The sequence below is a fragment of the Streptomonospora litoralis genome (assembly GCF_004323735.1).
GTDB lineage: Bacteria > Actinomycetota > Actinomycetes > Streptosporangiales > Streptosporangiaceae > Streptomonospora > Streptomonospora litoralis.
Genome location: NZ_CP036455.1, coordinates 4,368,353 through 4,387,362, shown reverse-complemented (window position 1 = coordinate 4,387,362; position 19,010 = coordinate 4,368,353). Strand labels below are relative to the sequence as shown.

General features: G+C 75.1%; 14 protein-coding genes. 8 read left to right on the top strand and 6 right to left on the bottom strand.

Annotation, left to right across the window (positions count from 1 at the left end):
• Nucleotides 1-361: 361 nt before the first annotated feature.
• The 6 genes from EKD16_RS18435 to EKD16_RS18410 all read right to left on the bottom strand — a co-directional run bounded on the left by EKD16_RS18435 (nt 362) and on the right by EKD16_RS18410 (nt 6,519).
• Entirely contained in the window at nt 362-823 is a 462-nt protein-coding gene (locus tag EKD16_RS18435) for a DUF6917 domain-containing protein (protein ID WP_242677047.1), read from the bottom strand.
• Nucleotides 820-1,797 carry a Gfo/Idh/MocA family protein gene (locus tag EKD16_RS18430; protein WP_131099529.1) on the bottom strand — a complete coding sequence of 326 codons (978 nt, stop codon included), beginning with the start codon at nt 1,795-1,797 and terminating at the stop codon, nt 820-822. Before EKD16_RS18430 ends, EKD16_RS18435 begins: the two co-directional genes overlap by 4 nt.
• The gene (locus EKD16_RS18425) at nt 1,797-2,888 is read right to left on the bottom strand and encodes an Ldh family oxidoreductase (RefSeq protein WP_242677046.1); all 1,092 of its coding nucleotides are present in this window, start codon (nt 2,886-2,888) and stop codon (nt 1,797-1,799) included. The genes EKD16_RS18430 and EKD16_RS18425 overlap by 1 nt, the downstream gene beginning before the upstream one ends.
• A 247-nt stretch (nt 2,889-3,135) precedes the next feature.
• Nucleotides 3,136-4,473, bottom strand: a complete 1,338-nt coding sequence (locus EKD16_RS18420) for a M20/M25/M40 family metallo-hydrolase (protein ID WP_131099527.1) — start codon at nt 4,471-4,473, stop codon at nt 3,136-3,138.
• On the bottom strand, nt 4,470-5,417 hold the full coding sequence (locus tag EKD16_RS18415; RefSeq protein ID WP_131099525.1) for a sugar phosphate isomerase/epimerase family protein: 948 nt from the start codon (nt 5,415-5,417) through the stop codon (nt 4,470-4,472). The genes EKD16_RS18420 and EKD16_RS18415 overlap by 4 nt, the downstream gene beginning before the upstream one ends.
• Nucleotides 5,401-6,519: a Gfo/Idh/MocA family oxidoreductase gene (locus tag EKD16_RS18410; protein ID WP_242677045.1), complete on the bottom strand. Its 1,119-nt coding sequence runs from the start codon at nt 6,517-6,519 to the stop codon at nt 5,401-5,403. Before EKD16_RS18410 ends, EKD16_RS18415 begins: the two co-directional genes overlap by 17 nt.
• A gap of 475 nt (nt 6,520-6,994) precedes the next feature.
• On the opposite strand from EKD16_RS18410, the gene EKD16_RS18405 reads away from it, so the two are divergent.
• From EKD16_RS18405 to EKD16_RS26245, 8 genes are all read left to right on the top strand, one after another.
• Complete coding sequence (locus EKD16_RS18405; protein ID WP_131099523.1) at nt 6,995-8,239, top strand: DegT/DnrJ/EryC1/StrS family aminotransferase; 1,245 nt, start codon at nt 6,995-6,997, stop codon at nt 8,237-8,239.
• Nucleotides 8,236-9,369 carry a DegT/DnrJ/EryC1/StrS family aminotransferase gene (locus EKD16_RS18400; RefSeq protein WP_131099521.1) on the top strand — a complete coding sequence of 378 codons (1,134 nt, stop codon included), beginning with the start codon at nt 8,236-8,238 and terminating at the stop codon, nt 9,367-9,369. The genes EKD16_RS18405 and EKD16_RS18400 overlap by 4 nt, the downstream gene beginning before the upstream one ends.
• Before the next feature lie 32 nt (nt 9,370-9,401).
• Nucleotides 9,402-10,400: a UbiA family prenyltransferase gene (locus EKD16_RS18395; RefSeq protein ID WP_131099519.1), complete on the top strand. Its 999-nt coding sequence runs from the start codon at nt 9,402-9,404 to the stop codon at nt 10,398-10,400.
• A 154-nt stretch (nt 10,401-10,554) separates the two neighbouring features.
• Nucleotides 10,555-11,928: a protoporphyrinogen/coproporphyrinogen oxidase gene (locus EKD16_RS18390; RefSeq protein ID WP_207391347.1), complete on the top strand. Its 1,374-nt coding sequence runs from the start codon at nt 10,555-10,557 to the stop codon at nt 11,926-11,928.
• Nucleotides 11,915-13,540: an AMP-binding protein gene (locus EKD16_RS18385; RefSeq protein WP_131099517.1), complete on the top strand. Its 1,626-nt coding sequence runs from the start codon at nt 11,915-11,917 to the stop codon at nt 13,538-13,540. The genes EKD16_RS18390 and EKD16_RS18385 overlap by 14 nt, the downstream gene beginning before the upstream one ends.
• A 677-nt stretch (nt 13,541-14,217) precedes the next feature.
• Nucleotides 14,218-16,125 (top strand): CoA transferase, encoded by a 1,908-nt coding sequence (locus tag EKD16_RS18380; RefSeq protein ID WP_207391346.1) that lies wholly within the window; start codon nt 14,218-14,220, stop codon nt 16,123-16,125.
• Nucleotides 16,122-17,864: a class I adenylate-forming enzyme family protein gene (locus tag EKD16_RS18375; RefSeq protein ID WP_131099516.1), complete on the top strand. Its 1,743-nt coding sequence runs from the start codon at nt 16,122-16,124 to the stop codon at nt 17,862-17,864. The genes EKD16_RS18380 and EKD16_RS18375 overlap by 4 nt, the downstream gene beginning before the upstream one ends.
• Nucleotides 17,861-18,793, top strand: coding sequence for a class I SAM-dependent methyltransferase (locus EKD16_RS26245; RefSeq protein ID WP_242677044.1), 933 nt, complete (start codon nt 17,861-17,863; stop codon nt 18,791-18,793). Before EKD16_RS18375 ends, EKD16_RS26245 begins: the two co-directional genes overlap by 4 nt.
• Nucleotides 18,794-19,010: the final 217 nt, after the last annotated feature.

Genomic DNA, 19,010 nt, shown 5'->3' with positions numbered 1-19,010 from the left:
CTGCGGACGGCTCTGCCCCACCCGGGCGCCCTCTCCGGTCGAGGGGGCGCCCGGGTGGGCCGTCTCCGTTCCGCGTCCGGCCGCCGATCAGGTCGGCCGGTCGCGGAACGGCACCGCGGATGAGAACGGCGCGGCCCGCCGGATGAAGGATTCCTGTGCCGCCGGTACCGGACGGGTTCTGGAACTGCGGCTCGGTATCTTCCACACACCGCAGGCTGTCACCGCGACCCGCGGCCGTTGCGGGGACGGTGCGGGCGGTCGCCTCCGACCTCGGAGATGAGTCGGACTTACCCGCCCGGGAATGATCGTCCCGCAGCCGCGTGCCGAACCGGCCGGCTCCCGGCCAACCCGCTCTCGCGCATCACCGGACACCTCCTCCGCGTCCCTCGGGCGCCGACGCGATCGGCCGACCGGTGTCCCCGTGCACTGCCGCGAACTCGATCCGGTCCTCGGGGCGCAGGCCCAGTTCCGCGCCCGTGAGCGGATTCCGCGTGTGCACCAGGATGTTGTAGTGGTTGGGAAAGTGGCAGCCGTCGAACCCGAGCACGGTGCCGACCGGCCGTCCGTTCACCCGCAGTTCGTCCCCGCGGTCGACCACCCCCGCGCAACCGATCTCCGCGAACCCGAGAAACGCCACCCTGTCGATCCGCGCCCCGGGCTCGGTCGCGGTGTGGTCGGTGGCGACCAGTTCGTGCACCTCTCCCGTGCGCACACAGCGGCTCGCGTACGGCAGCAACTCCATCCCGCGCTCTTCGCGGCGATGTACCAGCACCTTGACCAGCGCCGCCGTCGTCACCCGCTTGGGTCCGTCCTCACCGATCACCGGCTCCTCCTCTCCGCATCCCGCCTGGCACCGCACGCCAGGGGACTGTCGGCGGCTGTGGCCCCCCGCTCGGCGCGGTAGGCCGCGTCCACCAGTTCCAGCGCGGCCCTGCCGCCGTCGTCCGCGGTGTCACCGCCCCGTACCCGCCGCTCGAAGTCCGCCAGCACGCCCGCGTACTCGTGCCACAGCGACTCCTTGAAGCCGCCGAAACCGCCGAGCATGTCGGCGGTTTCCGTACTCCCGTCGGCCAGGCGCACCCACACGTCCTTGCGTTCGCCGGCGAAGGACCAGTCCAGCTCCACCGTCGCCTGTGCTCCGCCCTCCGACCGCAGTCCGATCCGCGCCTGCCGATCTACGCCTGCCGCGTCCCGGGTGATGCGCGCATCGGCCACCGACAGTCCGCCCAGCAGCGTTCGGAGCAGGTCGAAGGCGTTGGGACCGTTGTCGGCGACGCAGCCCCCGCCGCAGCGCTGCGGGTCCAGATACCAGGCGTCGCCACCGATGTGCTCCTCGATGCGTTCCAGGTAGCGCACCCGCGCCGCGACCGGGGGTGCTCCTGCGGCCATCCGGTCGACCAGCGCCCGCACCGACCTGTTGTAGCGGCGGTGGAAGGCGGTGAACAGGGTCGCGCCGCGCCGCGTGGCCGCGGTGCGCAGTGCCGCGCCGTCGGCGGCCAGCGTGGCCAGCGGTTTCTCCACGCAAACCGCGAGCCCGGCCTCCAGCACGTCGCGGCACAGCGAGGCGTGCAGGTGGTTGGGTGCGGCCACGACCGCGGCGTCCACACCGCCGTCCGCGAGCAGCTTCCGATGGTCGTGGTAGCAGCGGGCGCGGCCCCGCAGCGGAGCGAGCGCCTCGGGACGGGGGTCGCACACGGCCGCCAGGACCAGTGACGGCGAGCGTTCCACGGCGGCCAGGTAGAACCGGGAGATGGCGCCCAGACCGATCACGCCGATGCGCAGCGGGGAATCGGCCATCACCGGTCCCCGAGCACGGGCGGCGCCGCGATTCCTGCGGTGTCGGCCACCGCGGCGAGTTCGCGGTGGAGCGCGGCCGGCAGCGGTACACCGACACCGTCGCGGCGGCGCGCCCGTGCCGACTCGGCCTCGTGCCACCCGGGGTAGCGCACCGGCGCCTCGGCGTCGGTCGGCGGGCAGGAAAGCACTGCGGAGAACAGGGCGCGGGCGTCGGCGCCGAATCCCTCGCGCAGCGCATCCGGTGCGACGGCCGCGGCGATGAAGCCGATGTCGTCGTCGCGCGCGCCCGGGTCGTCGGCGCACCCGGAGGCGGGGCCCGTCCCCGCACCGGGCAGCAGGGCCGCCAGGACCTCCACGGCCAGCGCCAACCCGAACCCCTTGTATGCGCCTCCCCGGCCTGCGGCCTCGCCTGCGCCCAGCCACAGCAGACGGGCCTGGCCCCGGTCGAACGCCGCCGGGTCGGTGACGGGCGCGCCCGCGCTGTCCGCCAGCCAACCGGCGGGGACGCTGCGGCCGGCGCGCGCCGCTTCGCGCACCCGGCCAGTGGGCACCGCGGTGGTGCTCATGTCCAGCACGAACGGGTGCTCGGGTAGAGCCGGGGCGGCGACGCTCAGCGGGTTGGTGCCGAGCAGGGGCTCCCGCCCGCCGGGCGGGGGCGCGATGCGCTGGCGGCCGCAGTTGGCGGCGACGATGCCGATCATCCGGTGCTCGGCGGCGCGGGCGGCGTGGTGCCCGGCGCAGCCGAAGTGGGTCGCGCCGCGCACCGACACCAGGCCGACCCCGTGGGTCCGTGCCCGTTCGACGGCGGAGTCCACAGCGGCACCGGCCTGCCACAGGCCCGGCGCTCGACGGGCGTCGACAAGGGCGGCGGCGCCGCGATCGGCGAGCGTGCGCGGCTGGGCCAGGGGGTCGATCCGGCCGTCGGCCAGCGCGGGCAGGTAGATGCGGGTGAGGTTGGCGAGCCCGTGGGAGGGGTGGCCGGTGAGATCGCCGTAACACAGCGCCTCGGCGGCGGGCCGGGCCCGTTCGGGCGGCATGCCGTGTGCAGTGAAGACCTGCGCGGTGAAGGAGACGAGGTCGTCGGCGGCCACCCGGGGGCCGCCGCGCGAAGGGCGCGGCGGGAAAGCGGCCGTTGTCGGGGGCGAGGGCACGCTGGACGGGCGCGGACTGCGCGCCGCAGACGGCGTGTCGGGAGGTACCACGGTCGAAACCGCCTTTCCGGTCGGGGGAAGAGGCTGTCTGGCGCGGAGTGGGCCGGACCGCGCGGTCGCCGCTACGCCGGCGGCGCCCGCTGACCGGCGGCCGGGAGCGCGGGGCCGAGTGGTCCGGCCGTGAACGTCATGCCGCCCCGCGTCCCTCGGCGCCGCGCGAAGGCCGATCGCCTTCGCGCCGGTCCCGCGCGAAGGCGACCAGGATGCGGGCGACGGCCCCGGCGAAGGACTCCAGTTCCGCCAGGTCGGCGAACTCGCCCGCGGCGTGGGCGTTGTTCGCCGCCAGGTCGCCCGGTCCGAGGACGGCCGTGCTCGTGCCGGGGACGCCGTGCATCCAGATGGCGTCGCAGGTGAAGGCGGGCTCGTCGGCTCCTCGGTGCGCCACTTGCGCGTCCTGCTGCAGCAGGCGGTGCATCCAGGGGTCGGTGCAGTCCAAAGCGGGGAGCCCGCGCTTCAGCCATTCCAGGCGGGTGATGCGGGCGGCGTCGGCGGCGGACAGGGCGTACTCGCGGGTGTCCGAGAAGCGGGCGGCGAACTCGTCGAGTCCGTCGGCCAGGGCGGACTCCACCGCTGCGGCGCGTCGCCGGCCGGATTCGGTGTCGGTATAGGGGAGGTTCAGCAGCAGGTCGCCGCTGCCGTAGACGCGGTTGTGGCGGGTACCGGTGCACAGTCCGGCCACGCATGCGGGATCGGCGTCCGCGGCGGCGTCGGACAGGGCGCCGGCCAGATGCTGGGCGAGGAAGCCCAGTAGGACGGTGGCGTTGTGGCCGCGCTCCGGCCGGTCGTCGATGGCGTCGCGCCCGGTCACGCGGACCCGCGCCGTCATGGCGGCGGTGGAGCGCGGCAGGTAGCGCAGGCCGGTGGGTTCGCAGAACAGGTTCAGCCGCCCCACGTAACCGTGCTCGACGAGTGGGCGGGTGCCGAAGGTCCCCATCGCTCCGCCCTCTTCGCCGGCCACCGCCTGGATCAGCACGCCGGTGCCCGTGTCGGTGCCGAGGGAGGGCTCGGCCCGCAGCGCAGCGCGCACCCCGGCGAGGAGGGCGACGGCCGGGCCTTTGGCGTCGGCGGCGCCGCGGCCGTGGAAACGCTCGCCGGTGAACCGCGGGGGCTCCCACCCCGAGACGGTGTCGAGGTGGACGTTGAACATGGCGGTGTGTGTGCGCGGCCGCGGCGGGCCGAGCCGCAGCACCAGGCTGGGCTCGGCGGCGAGGAAGCCGGGGTGGGCCGCGGCCGCTTCACGCACGGCCGAGGGGACGTCGGGCCGCTGCAACTCGCCCGGTTCCGGGGCCGCATGGCGGACGACGGCCAAGCCCGACCGTGCGGCCGCGCGGGCGTAGGCGTCCTGGGCCTCGCGCAGCCGGGGCGGTGGCGCGAGGGTTCCGGTCTCCAAGAAACCCGCGGTGGGCAGCTCCAGCAGGTGCAGCAGCAGGTCGCGGTCGTCCTCGGACAGCGCTGCGGCGCTCACCGGGCGCCCTCGGGGCGCACCGGCGGGTTCGGCAGTTCGGCGGCGAGCCGTTCCAGCGCCGCACCGGCCGCGGTGAATCCGGCCGCCCCGCCCGTGCCCGCATGCTGTCCCAGGTGCGGGCGCAACGCGAGATGGGGCTCGATGGACCAGGTTCCCCGGTAGCCGTGGTCGATCAGCAGCCGCAGGCACTCGCCCACACCTGCGTCCCCCTCGCCCGGCAGGGTGTAGGCGGGTTCGCCGCCGTCGGACGCGGGGCGCGCGTCTTTGACGTGCACGTGGCCGACGTGTGCGGCGATGTCGGCGAGCAGTTCCGGCGCACGGTAGCCGTGGGCGATGCCGTTGCCGGTGTCGAACAGCAGGCCCAGGGCCGGGCTGGAGACGGTGTCGAGCAGGTCGAGCATCCGTTCGGCGCGCTCGGCGGCCCACCCCGCGCAGTTCTCGGCCAGCAGCACCACCCCGCGGCTCTCGGCGATGGAGCACAGCGCACGGATGCGGGTGAGGACGCGGCGGCGCCACTCGCGCTCGTCCAGTCCGTCGTTCGGGTAGGTCATGATGCGGACGGCACGGGTGCCGAGGGCGGCACAGCGCGCGGCGAGGGTCTCCAGTTCGCGCCGGTCGGCTTCGAAGCCGCCGGTGACGGGCCGGGCCCAGTTGCCGATGCGGGAGTCCAGGCAGCACACCCCGATGCCGCGCGCCGCGAGGGTGGCGGCCGCGCCGTCGAACGCACGGTCGTCGAGGTCGGCTATCGCGCGGCCGTCGACGGTCCGCAGCTCCAGATACCGCCAGCCGAGCCGTTCGAGGGCGGCCAGTTGCTCGGTGAGGCTGGGCCCGGCCTCGTCGCCGATGCCCGCGTAGGCGATGCCGGGGATCGGGCCGGACGGGGCGGAGCCGGCGGTAAGAGGCGGCCGGGTGGCGGGCTCGGGCTCCTCAGGCGAGGTCGGCATGGCAGGTCGTCCTTTCCTCGGAAGCGGATCCGACCGCACCCGGGTCGGTGTGCCCGGCGCAGAGGTCCTTGGCGGCCGAGAGCAGGCGGACGGCGCGCACCTGCAGCCCGAACGCGTCGTCGAGCGGGAGCGCGCGCAGCCCGGCGAAGTGCTCGTAGGCGCCGAGGAGGAAGTCGGCCAGCGCGTCGTCGTGGAACACCAGGTGCGCCGAGCCGTCGTCGGTGGTGCTGCGTAGTTGGGCGGTGTCGTCGTCCTCGCTGCAGGGGTAGTGGCCGGTCAGGCTGCCCCGGTCGAACTCGCAGACGATGCGTCGCTCGCGGGTGGGCGCCGTCAGGTCGGAGAGGATCTCGGTGCGGGCGCCCGTGCGGTGCTCCAGCACCAGGTGGGCCTGTCCCAGGTGGGGAACCTCGACGTTGCCCAGCGCCATGTCGCTCCAGGAGGCTGAACGCACGCGGGCGCCGCCGGCCAGGGTGAGGGCTACACCGACGGAATGGGGGAGTTCGACGTCGAACGCGGTGGGGTGGGCACGGCTGGTCAGTGAGCGCACGAAGCGGGGTTTGCGCTGCACTATCCGCAGGGTGCGCAGGCGGCCGAGCCGGGGAGCGGTGCCCGGCGCCCCGTCGGCGCCGGGGACGCCGAGTCCGTGCAGCCGGCCCTCGCGCACCGCCGCCCGCAACCGGTGAGTCAGCGCACTGGTCAGCCATTGCGCGACTACGGCCGTCTGCAGGCCGAACCGGCGCCGCAGCCGCAGCACGGCGGCGAGTTCGACCTCGTCCGCCGCCAGTGGCTTCTCGATCAGGATGCGGCGGTAGCCGAGCCGGGCCAGCTCCTCCAGGACCTTTACGCGCGTGCCGGGCGGGGTGCACAGGTGGGCGACCGTGCGTGCGGGGTCGGCGGCCTCGGCGGCGGTTCGCAGCGAGGGGACGGCGCGGACGCCGGGGTTCGGGAGCAGGCCCCCGGACGGTGGACGAGGGTCGTAGACGAGGTCGGGGCCGGGGGAGAAGACGCGGTGCCGGCCGGCCTGCGCGCGGGCCCGCACCAGAGCGGGCAGGTGCAGTCCGCGCCCGGAGCGGCCGAGACCCACGACGAGCGTATGCAGCATGGCGGATCCGTCACCTCTCTGCATTCTGTTTTCGGTCGGCGCGGATCCACGAGCGCATCGATGAGAAAAAGGACGGTCTCCGCGTGGCGCCACCGGTGGCATCCGCCTTTCCGGAAAAGTGGTCCGTACGGGGCTGTGCCGCGAACGGATCCAGGTTCACGCCGGGATGGTGCGATTGTCAACAGTCGTTTTCCGTCGGGGGATGGCGACACGCGATTGCCGTCGCGCAATTGCTTCCTGGCTTGTTCGGGTGTGTGGTGAACAGCGGCTTCTGTCGATGCCGCGCGGGAATGGGGCGAATTGAGCCGTTCCAAGAGTGGTCGTGCCGCGTTTCTCGGCATGGTTTCCCGGTTTCTCGTTTAGCGCTCGCGCCGAGGCGGGAATAACCGCCGTCGCTCCGGAAATCCGATGACCGAGAAAACCCGCCCGCTCGTGTCGATTCCGCCGGCCCTCCTTCTCAGCGCAAGGGTGAATCATGGACTCCCCCTTTCCCGCCTGTGCCACGCCCGTTCCGCTCGCCGGCCGCCCCCGGCGCCCGGCCGGTATCCGCGACCCCGATCCCGCGCCGATCCCGTTCTTCAGCCAGCGCGACACCTTCGCGCGCCTGTGGCCCGACATCCGCGCCCACTGCTGCGAGGTGCTCGACCACGGCAAGTACTCCCACGGCCGCAAAGTGGCCGAGTTGGAATCCGCGCTCGCCGCGTGGACCGGCGCTCGGCACGTCGTCGGGGTCAACTCCGGCACCGACGCGCTCGTGCTGCTCCTGCGCGCCGCCGGACTGCAACCGGGCGACGAAGTGGTGGTACCCGCCTTCAGCTTCGTCGCCTCGGCTTCGGCGGTCGTGCTGGCGCGGGGCCGCCCCGTTTTCGCCGACATCGAGCCCGACACCTACGCCGTGGACCCCGCCTCGGCCGCCGCTGCCGTCACCGCCCGCACCCGCGCACTGATGCCCGTCCACCTGTTCTGCCAGATGGCCGAAATGGACGCGCTGGGCGCCCTCGCCGAGAGCCGCGGGCTCACTCTCGTCGAGGACAGCGCCGAGGCCATCGGCATGCGGTGGAACGGAACACACGCCGGTCTGCTCGGCGCAGGCGGCGTCCTCTCGTTCTTCCCGGCCAAGACGCTGGGGGCGATCGGCGACGCAGGCGCGGTCCTCACCGACGACCCCGACCTCGCCCGTACCGCTGCCGCCCTGCGTCACCACGGGCGGCGCGGCCACACCCTCGACCACTTTCCGGGCATCGCCGCCCCCACCAGCCTGCCCGGCCTCAACAGCAAGATGGACGACCTGCAGGCGGCCGTGCTGCTGGCCAAGCTCGCGCACCTGGACACCGCCATCCGCCGCCGCGCCGAACTGGCCGCCGCCTACACCGAGCTGCTGCACGACATGCCCGGCGTCGTCCGTCTGCCCGCCGTCGCCCCGCGCTCCGCGGCGACCGAGCCCGTGCACTACGTCTACCTCGCGGAGTTCGAAGACCGCGACGCCCTCGCCGACCACCTCGCCCGGCACGGCGTGGGCACCGAGGTCTACTACCCCCGGCCGCTGCACCTGCAGCCCTGCTTCGCCGACCTCGGCCACGGCCCCGGCGACTTCCCCAACGCCGAGGCCGCCTGCGCCCGCGCGCTCGCGCTCCCGCTGCACCCCGACCTCACCCCGGCGGAGATCCACCGGGTCTGCGCGCTCATCGGCCGCTTCTACACCGGAAGGAAGCCGGCGTGATCCCGTTCTTCCCGCCCGACCTGTTCGAGGAAGACCGCTCGGAACTGCTGGAGACCGTCTACGCAGTGGGAACCGACCCCCGCCAGCGGTTCATCCTGGGCGAGCGCACCGCCGCGTTCGAGGACGCGCTGCGCGAGCGGCTGGGCGCGGCGGACGTCGTCGCGTGCTCCAGCGGCACCACCGCGCTGAGCCTGGTGCTGTCGGCCATGGGCGTGGGACCCGGCGACGAGGTCGTCGTGCCCGCGCTGGGCTGCGCACCGCTGGCCGCCTCGGTCTGCGGCCTCGGCGCGGTACCCGTGTTCGCCGACGTCGACCCGTGGCGGCTGGTCGCCGACCCCGCCGCGGCCGAGGCCGCCGTCACCCCGCGCACGCGGGCGCTGATGCCCGCCCACATGTTCTCCGTGATGGCCGACATGCCGCGCTTCACCGAGATCGCGCAGCGCCGCGGGCTGCGTCTGATCGAGGACTCCGCCGTCGCCCAGGGCGGGGTGCTGGCCGGACGGCCCGCCGGGCTGTGGGGCGAGGCCGGCGTGTTCTCGTTCGTGCAGGTCAAGACGTTCGGCACCGCGGGCGAAGGCGGCGCCGTGGTCACCGCCGACCCCGAGCTGGGGCGGTGGGTGCGGATGCTGCGCAACCACGGGCAGGACGGCGTGCACCGGTTCGTCCACCACCGGGTCGGCTACAACAGCCGCTTCGACGAGATCCTCGCCGGGTTCCAACTGCACCGCCTGCCCGGGCTGGACGCCCGGCTCGACCGCCGCGCCCGGATCGCCGAGTACTACACGAGCCGGTTCGCCGAACTCGGCCCCCACGGCGTCGTGGCGCCCCCGCCGGGCCGTGAGGGCCGCTGCTTCTACGTCTACACGCTGCTCGCCGAGCGCCGCGACGACCTCGAAGCCCACCTCGCCCGCGCCGGCGTCGACACCCACGTCTACTACCCGCAGCCGCTGCCGCACCAGCCGGCGTTCGCCCCCTACGCCCCGCCGGGCGCGCACTGGCCCGCCGCCGAGTCGGCCGCCCGGCGCAACCTGTCCCTGCCCGTCTTCCCGCACCTGAGCGACGCCCAGGTCGAGCACATCGCCGACTCCGTCTGCGCCTTCGCCCGGCAGAGCCGGAGCGAGACCCCCTGACCGGGCCGCCGACCAACCGAGGAGCACCTCCGATGGCCCACGACGAGCGACCGCGATCCGCACCCGCCTCCCGAGACTCCACTTCGACGCCCGCCGGACGACTGGGCAAGGCACGCGCCTACGCGCGGCTGGCCAAGCTGGACATCATCGACTACTACCTCGGCCTGCTCGTGGCGTGGAGCCTGCTGGCCCCGGTAGCGCGCGCCGAACCCGCGGTCTGGGCGGCGCTGGCGCTGCTGCTGGCCGGAGAGCTGTGCATGGTCGCGGCGATGACCTCCTTCGACGACGTCACCGGCTTGCGCGACGGCAGCGACGCCGCCAACTACGGCCCCGACGCCCCGCGCCGGAAACTGGTCCGCAAACCGCTGATCGCGGGCACACTCGGCGAGTCCGAGGCCGTCCGCTTCGGGTGGAGCGCCGCCGCAGCGGCCGCGCTGCTGTGGGCGGGTGCCGTGGCCGTCGCACCGCACCGGCCCCTGTGGGCCGTCGCCGCGCTCGCGCTCTGCCTGGTGTGCGCGGTCCAGTACTCCTGGGGGCTGAAGCTCAGCTATCACGGCTGGCAGGAGGTCTTCCTCGTCGCGCTGGGTGTGGGCCTCCTCGCCGGCCCCTACGGCCTGTTCGCGGGCACGATCGACGCCTTCGTACTCACTCAGGGGCTGCTCTTCGGGCTGGGTCCGCTGCTCTTCGGCGTTTACTCCAACACCAACGACATCCCCGGCGACGCCAAAGTGCGCCGCCGCACCGTCGCGGTGCTGACCTCGGCTCGCGGCAACGCCGCCTTCGTCGCCGCGGTCTCGGCCGCCGAGGCGGTTCTCATCGCCGCAGCGGTGCTCACGGGCATCGCGCCGTGGTGGTTCGCTCCGGCCATGGCGCCCGTCGTGCTGCTGCGCGCCACCCAGTGGACCATCGGGTTCGTCCGCGGCGACATCCTGCGGGCCCGCAACCTCGGCATCGCCATCCACCGTGTGACCGTCGCGCTGCTCATCGCCGTGAACCTGGTGTACCCGCTGCACCCGGGAGGTGTGCACTGATGCCCCGACCGCAGCCCCAGGCCCCTCGGCCGCCGCGTGGCCCGGTCGCCGGCGCGCCGCGCGAGACCGCCGTTCGCGCGAACGTCCCCTCAGGGCCCGCCGACGCGGCACCCCCGTCGGGCGGACCCGCCGAGCCCGCCCTCGGCGGGTCCGCGTGAAGGCCGCGGCGCCCGACATCGACGCCGCGGTAGTGGGCGCGGGCATCGGCGGCCTGACCGCGGCCCGCGCCCTGCGCCGCGCAGGCCGCGAGGTGCGGATATTCGAAGCGGCCGACGCCGTCGGCGGCCGGATGCGCAGCCTGCGCCGCGACGGCTGGATCGTCGACACCGGTGCCGAGATGATCCCGTCGACCGGATACCCGGCCACCTGGTCGCTGATCCGCGAGCTGGGACTGAGCCGTACCGAGATCCCGCGCGTGCCGCGGGCGGTGGCCCTGTGGCGCGGCGGGCGCGCCCACCCCCACGTCGGGCGGCCGCTGGGTCTGCTCACCGGGGCGGGCCTGTCGCCGGGCGCACGCCTGGCTCTGGTGCGGCTGCTCGCCGGTGGTGCGCTCTCCCGAGAAGCGCGCGGCGCCCCGGGCGAAAGTCCCCTCAGCGACGTCACCCTGGAGGCGTTCGCCACCCGGTACGGCGCCGAACTGCGCGACCGGCTGCTCCATCCGCTGGCGGCGGGCTTCTTCGGCTGGAGCCCGCAGCGCTCGTCGGCCGCTCCGCTGCTCGCACACCTGCTGGCCACCGGAAGCACCGGCCGGTGGCGCACGTACCGCGGCGGGATGGACACCCTGTCCCGGCGGCTCGCCGCGCACCTGGACGTCTCCACCGGGTGTGCGGTGCGCGAGGTCGCCGCACTGCCCGGCGGGGTCCGCCTCACCTTCGACCACGGCGAAGTCACCGCACGCTGCGCGGTGCTGGCGGTGCCCGCCCCGGTGGCCGCCCGCCTGCACCCCGGCGCTCCATCGGAGGAGCGCGACTTCCTGCGGGAGTGCTCGTTCGCACCCATGCTGCGGGCGAGCTTCGCCCTGGACCGGGTGCCCGCCACCGCCGGGGGCATGCGCGGCTTCGCCACGCTGGTGGCGGACGCGGACGACGACCTGGTGAACGTCGTCACCCTCGACCACCGCAAACACCCCGACCGGGCGCCCCGCGGGCGCGGCCTCGTCTCGGTCATCACCGCGCCGGGCGCGACCGCGTCACTGATCGGCGCGTCCGACGCCGAGATCACCTCTCGGCTGGCCGAACGCGCGGAGCGCTACCTGCCCGGACTGCGCGAGCTGATCCGCGCCGCCTACGTCCACCGGTTCCCGCACGGGCTGCCCGAGGCCACCCCCGCGGCCCTGGAAGCCCACCGTGCGTTCCGGCGCCGGCCCGCGCGCCCGGTCGACTACGCGGGCGACTGGGTGGCGCTACGCCCGTGCAGCGAGGGCGCCGTCGCATCCGCGCGGAAGGCCGCCTCCCGTGTCCTCGCCCGCACCGACGACGGATGCCCGCCTCCCTGCGACCCCGGAAGGACCTCGTATGAAGCGGCTTGACATCGCGACACTGTTCGACACCCTCGCCGAACGGCACAGCCCCACTGTGCTGCACCTCAGCCGCCCCCTCGACATCGCCCCCGACGATGCGGGCCCCCGCAACGTCCTCGACCTCGCCGCGCTGGTCGAGGACTGGTCCGCACGCCTGGCCGCCGCGGGAGCCGGCCCCGGCGACCGTGTGGCGCTGGTCAAGCGCAACCACTGGGACATCGTGCTGCTGGCCATGTCGGCGGTGCGGATCGGCGCCGTCCCGGCACCCGTCTCCGCCCAACTGCCCCCGGCCACCCTGGCCACCCTGCTGGCGCGGCTGGATGCGGCACTGCTGGTACTCGACGGCGCCACCGCCCAGCGGGCGGCCGCCGCCCGGATCGGGCTGCCCGCGAGGCGTCGGCTGCTCCTCGACGGCACGGGCGAAAACCTGCCGGATGCGGTGCCGGCGGCCGACGTGCGGGGCCACCCGGCGCCCGCGCCGCGGCGCCGCGGCGCGGACGAGCCGCTGATCATCGTGCACACCTCCGGAACCACCGGCACCCCGAAACTGGTCGTCCACTCCACGGCCACCATCGTGCGCCGCCTGATCGGATTCGAGGCGCGCCGCTGGCCGGTGCTCAGCAGCCGCCCCGGCGACACCGTCGCGGCGGCGACCTCCTTCGCCCACGGGCGGGCGTTCGCCTGGACCGCAAGCGTGTTCTGGCTCCGTCCCGCCGCGGTGGCCGCCATAGCGGACCACAGTCCCCAGGCCGCCGAGCCCTTCCTGCGCGCCCACCCGCCCACGACGCTGGAGGCGCTGCCGGCCACCTACGTACGCTGGCGCCACCTGGCCGCCGCACCGGCCGCAGAGAACGTGTTCGCGCGCGTCCGGCTCTACATCAGCACGTTCGACGCCGTGCACCCGCCCGCTGTGCGCACGTTCCTGGCGGCGAGCGAGCGCCGCCGACCGGTGTGGCTGCAGGGCTGGGGACAGAGTGAGACCGGTCCGCTGGCCTTCCGCCTGCTCACCCGCAAGTCGGTGGCCGCCGTCGGCGAGCGCCGCCCCACCACCCGCGACCTGGGCCGCCCGGTACCGGGCCGCACCCGGCTGCGGGTGGCCGACCCCGCCACCCTGCGCCCGCTGCGGCGCGGTCGGCCGGGGCTCGTCCTGGCCCGCACCAAGGCCCTGGGGCTGGGGTATGTGGGCGAGTCCGAACGCTGGTCGGCGAAGCAACTGGGCAGGTGGTGGAACACCGAGGACGTCGGCATGCGCACCCGCGGGGGATCGGTGCACGTTCTGGACCGCGAGGTCGACGCCGTGGCCGGTATGAGCTGCGTCGAGGTCGAAGACGTCGTCGACGACCGCGTTGGGGAGGTCGTCGAGTGCGTCGTCCTGCGCCCCCGGGAAGGCCCGCCTGTCCCCGTGGTCGTCACGGAGAGCGGCAGTCTCGATCCGGCGGCCTGGCGACGTGCCACCGCCGACCTCCCGGAACTGGCCGAGCCCCTGGTCATGGCCGCAGACGACCTTCCGCGCACCGGAACCGGCAAAGTCCGCCGCCTCGAACTCCGCTCCCGCCTCCTCGGCGGCGCCCACCCGGTAGCCCGCCCCCGCCCCGCTCCTCCCACCTCGGCCGGGCGGTGAGTCCGGCACCGCGGCGGGCGAGCCCGCCTACCCGGCCGCCGAAACGCCGGTCACCCCGATGAGGAAGGACGTATCGAGGATGTGTACTGGCACGCCCGGACTTCTCGAAGTCGTGTGTCGGGCCTGCGCGGGGAGTCGGACGTCGAGGAGTTCTCCGGGAACCGCCCCGGGCCGGTCACCCCAAAGGAGTCTCAACGGATTCCGCAAGGCGGTGATGCGGCGTGAACCGCGAAGCGTGTGCGTCGGCGTGCCGCCGCGTGCACACCGCGCTCTGCGGCCGGGGCCCGCCGCAGCGGGTGCGGCGTGCGCTCGGCGGCAGGCCGGTATCGGCGCTGCGCGCGCACGGCCCGATTGCCGCAGCCGTTGTGGCGGCGGGGTGTGCGACGTTTCCGGAGGGTGCCTCCTACCGGCACCCGAGTCCCGGTCGAGGAACCCGTCGGGAGGCCGTGGGGCCGGCTACCCCGGAGGATGCGGCGATGGGGCCCGAAGGCGCGACTCGCTGTGCGCCGGATTGCCGCCGAGCGGCGGCAGAGCCCGTTTCGCACACCGGCACCGCGGCACGTCTGCCCGGCTGTACCGCCGGCCGCCCAGTGCCTCCGGATCCATGATCTCCGCCTACCTGGGCGGTTCCGGCGCCGCCCGCCTGCTCGGAAGCCCTCTGAACAGGAAGGGACGCGATGACCGTCTCGTCTGACCGCAGTCCGGTCACCGATGCCGGCGCACCTCTGGACGGCTTCGCGGTCGAGGGCTCCGAGGGCTCGGCGGCCGCGGACATCGCGATCCGGCAGCTTCGGATGCTGGGCGCCGCGTCGCCGGGCCCCGACGTGGCGGTTCGCGGTGCCGGGCGGGCCCGCGCCCGAGCCGAGGCCGGATCGGCGGGCTCCCTCGTGCTCGCCGCGGACCACGCCCGCGTCGCGTGTGCGCTGGACTGGGCGGGCCCTCTCGCGCTGCCGCTGGAGGACGAGCCCGGGGTGCAGGCGGCGTGCGGCCTCATGCACGTGCACGGGCGCTCTTCCGGGGGCCCGCGGCCGCTCGCGATCGACTACGCGTCCGCGGTCGGCGGCGTCCTGTCCGCCCAGGGCCTGCTGGCCGCGCTGATCGGGCGGCTGCGCGGCGGCGCGGCGGAGCTCGTGCGCACCTCGGTCGCCCAGGCGGCGCTCATCAGCGTGGGACAGTACCTCGCCGCGGCGACCGCCTCGGGCGACGAACGGGACGCCCCGGCCGCCCCCGGGGGACCGCCGTTCACCTCGGCCGACGGTGTGCCCTTCGAGATCGAGACGTTCGAGGCCGAGCGGTGGGAGCGGTTCTGGTCGCTGCTGGGCGCCGACCGCGCGGCGCTCGCCCGCGGGTGGCAGCCCTTCCAGCACCGCTACGCGGCGGCGGTCTGCCCGCTGCCGCCCGAGCTGCACGCCACCGCCGCCGCACGCGTCTTCCGGGAGGCGGCCGGTGCGGCGCAGGCCGCCGGCATCAGCATCGTGCGGGTGCACGGCGCGGCCGGGGAGCGCCGCCGCTCCGACGCCGCGGAACCGCCGCCCTGGCGGCTCACCGGCGGCTCTTCGGATACGCCGGGACCGCCGCCGGCGCCGTGCCGCCCCGGCGCCGGCCTTCCGCTGGACGGACTGGTCGTGGTGGAGTCCACCCGGCGGGTCCAGGGCCCGCTGGCCGGGCACCTGCTGCGGCTGCTCGGCGCCGAGGTACTGCGCATCGAACCGCCCGGCGGCGACCCGCTCCGCTGGGTGCCGCCCACGGTCGGCACCTGCTCGGCCCGCTTCCTCGCGCTCAACCGCGGCAAGCACGTCGTCGAGGCCGACCTGAAAACGCCGGAGGGGCGTCGGCAAGTCCGCGAGCTCACCGCGGGCGCCGACGTCTTCCTGCACAACTGGGCCCCCGGCAAGGCCGCCGTTTTCGGGCTGGACTCCGCCGACCTGTTCGCCGTCCGGCCCGGACTCGTATACGCGCACGCCTCCGGTTGGGGCGATGCCCGGCAGGCGGGCGCGGCGATGGGCGGGGCCGAGCCGCTGGGGACCGACTTCCTCGTGCAGGCGCACAGCGGCCTCGGCGGGCTCGTGCGCCCCCGCGGCGAAGAGCCCGCGCCGTCGCTGATGACGCTGACCGACGTGCTGGGCGGGCTGCTCAGCGCGCAGGGCGTGCTGGCCGGGCTGCTGGCGCGCTGCCGGGGCGCGGGCGGCATCCGCGTCGACTCCGCCCTCTACGACGGCGCCGCGCTGCTGACCGCGGCGGCACCGTCCGGCGGAGCCCGCCGCCCGAGATGGGGTCCGCTGCATCCGCCGCTCCGCACGGGTGACGGGTACCTGGCATTGGGCCCGCACGCCCGCAGCTCGCCCGACCGCGTAGCCCGTGCGCTGGGCGCCGACCGCCCCGCCGCCGATGCCGCGGCCGCGGTGGCCCGGCTGTGCCGCGGCGACAGGGCCGCAGACGTGGCCGAGCGGCTGCGCGGTGCGGGGCTGAGCGCCACTCCCGTCTGCACCGACCTGGCGGACCTCGCCGCCGACCCCCGAATCGCCGGCGCGCTGGACACCGGCGGCGCCGCGTTCGTCCGCTCACCGTGGGAGTTCACCTCGTGACAACCGCCTGGACCTCCAACAACGGGATCGTGCTGGCCGACCTCGTCCCCGCGGAGCTGCGCCGCACCTGGGTCGAGCACGGACACTGCCCCGACACCGACCTGTACACGCTGTTCCGCGGGCGGGTGCGCGATCATCCCCGCCGCGACGCCGTCGTCGACGGCGAAGGCACGCTCGACTACGCCGCCCTGGACACACGCGTGCGCCGCATCGCCGCCGCGCTGGCCGATTCCGGGATCGGTCCCCGAGACATCGTCGCCGTCCAGCTGCCCAACGGATGGCGGGCGGTCGCCGCCGAGTTGGCGATCGCCGCCGTCGGCGCGGTCTCGCTCCCCTATCCCGCCATGCGCGGGCGCGCCGGCATCGCCGCCCTGCTGCGGCGCTCGCGTGCCGTCGCGGTCATCGCGGGCGACCCGACCGGCCGCACCCACCCCCTCGCCGAACTCGCTCGCCTGCGCCCGGAACTGCCGCACCTGGCGGCGGTGTTCTCCTTCGGCGACGACCGGGCGCCCGCAACCGCCACCGCGGCGCTGGATGCGGCCGCCGGCGCGGAACACGCCGACAGGCGGGAGTGGCCGCCGCGGCGGGTGCCGCCCGAGTCGCCCGCCCGCATCCTGGTGACCTCGGGATCGGAGTCCGAGCCGAAGATGATCGCCTACTCGCACAACGCCTTCGCGGGCGGACGCGCGAACTACGTCGCCGCGCTGCACGACGGGACGATGCCGATGCGCAACCTGGTCCTGGTGCCCCTGGCGTCCTCCTACGGCTCGCTGGGCACGCCGGTGACGCTGGCGGGTCTCGGCGGAACGCTGCTGGTCCTGGACGGCGTCGACCCCGCGGCGGTACTGCGCGCGGTGTCCGAGCACCGGCCGACCCACCTGTTCGCGGTGCCGACCCTACTGCGGCGGCTGGCGGCGCACCCCGGCGCGGTCGGCGAGGACACGTCGTCGCTCCGGGCGGTGGTGACTAGTTCCGCGGTGCTGGAGGCCGACGTCATCGACGCCGCGCACCGCCGGTTCGGCCGACCGGTGCTCAACGTGTACGGCTCGGCGGACGGGATGAACTGCCACACGCCCCTCGGCGCGTCCGCGCGGCCCGGCGGTGTCACCGGGCGGCCGGACCCGGCTGTCGCCGACATCCGCATCGTCGGCACCGGCGACGGCGACGGCGACGGCGACAGGGACGGCGAGGGCGAGATCTGGGCCCGCGGGCCGATGACCCCGCTGTGCTACGTCGACGCGCCCGAGCTCGACGCGCGCTACCGGGCCGAGGGGGGCTGGGTGCGCAGCGGCGACCGCGGCAGGTTCGAGGAGGACGGCGCGCTGCGGGTGATCGACCGGCTCAAGCGCGTCGTCAAGCGCGGCGGATACACCATCAGCCCGCGGGAGGTCGAGGGGCACCTCGCCGCCCACCCCGCCGTCGCCGAAGCCGTCTGCGTGGGTGTGCCCGATCCCGTCCTGGGCGAGCGGCTCTGTGCGTGTGTGGTGCAGGCCCCGGGGACGGAGCCGCTCACCCCGGCCGCGTTGCACGCTTTCTTGGAGGACGCGCGGGGTCTGGAGCGCGCGAAGCTGCCGGAGGTGCTGTTGCGGCTGGCCGAGCTGCCGCTGGGCGCGACGGGCAAGGTGTGCCGGCACACGCTGGCCGAGTGGGGAGCCGAGTCCGGCGAGCGGTCGGCGCCGCCCGCGGCCGCCGCATCGGAGCCGGGCCCGCTGCGGTCGCGGCTGCGGGAGGGATCGTGACCGGGGGCGGTGGCGAGGCCGTGCGGGTGCCCGCGAGCGGGTCGGCGGATGCCGGGCTGGGCACCCGTCGCGGATACGTCTTCGACAACGACAGTCGGCACGCCCGCGAGCAGCACGGTTGCCTGGCCGCGGCCTACGACCCCTTCACCACGGCGCGCCTGGCCGCGACGGGTGTGGGCGCGGGCTGGCAGTGTCTGGAAGTCGGCGCGGGGGAGGGGAGCGTCGCCACGTGGCTGGCGCACCGCGTCGCGCCGGGCGGGGAGGTGGTGGCCACCGACATCAAGCCGGATCGGATTGCGGGGGCCGCGGGCATCGAGGTGCTGGCGCACGACATCGTGCGCGACCCGCTGCCCGAGGCCGCCTTCGACCTCGTCCACGCCCGGCTGGTGCTGATGCACCTGCCCGAGCGCGACGCGGTGCTCGCCCGGCTGCTGCGTGCGCTGCGTCCGGGGGGGTGGCTGCAACTGGACGAACTCGACGCCACCCACGCTCCCGCCCTGGTGGTGCCGGACGAGGCGGCGGCCGCACTGTACGCACGGTTCCAGCGCGCCAAGTTCCGCGCACTGGAGGCCGCCGGCGCCGATCCGGCGTGGGGGCGCCGTGCGGCGGAGGCGATGCGCCGGGCGGGATTCGGCGAGGTGGATCCGGTCCCGAAGGTGGCGGTGTGGCGGTCGGGCTCACCCGGGGTGAGGCTGCAGGCCCACCACACCCGGCATCTGGCCGGGGCGCTGCTGCGCGCGGGCATGGCCGCCGACGAACTCGCGGCGGTACGCCGGCTCCTGGACCACCCCGGTTTCCGCGCCTGTTCGCCCGTCTTCTACACGGTGCTGGGGCGCCGTCCGGATGGCGGGGAACGGGAAACGGACGCGCCTCCCGGTAGCGGTGCCGCCTGCCGGGTCGCGGGCAGTCGGGAGGAGAAGCGGCGCTGACCTCGGCGCAGGGCCGGACTCCGGTTGCCGCGCGAACCTTCGCGGAGAGATGCCGAAAAATCGGACGTGGAGATCCTGGGCTGCCCGGCGAAGACCGCCCCGCAGCGCAGGGCGGCGGGTGGCGGGTGCCGACTCCGGCGGACGGTTGTGGCGACCTCGGCCCTGCTGCGCGGGACACGCGAATGCCGGTTCCCCGCCCCGGGAGGAATGGGGCGGG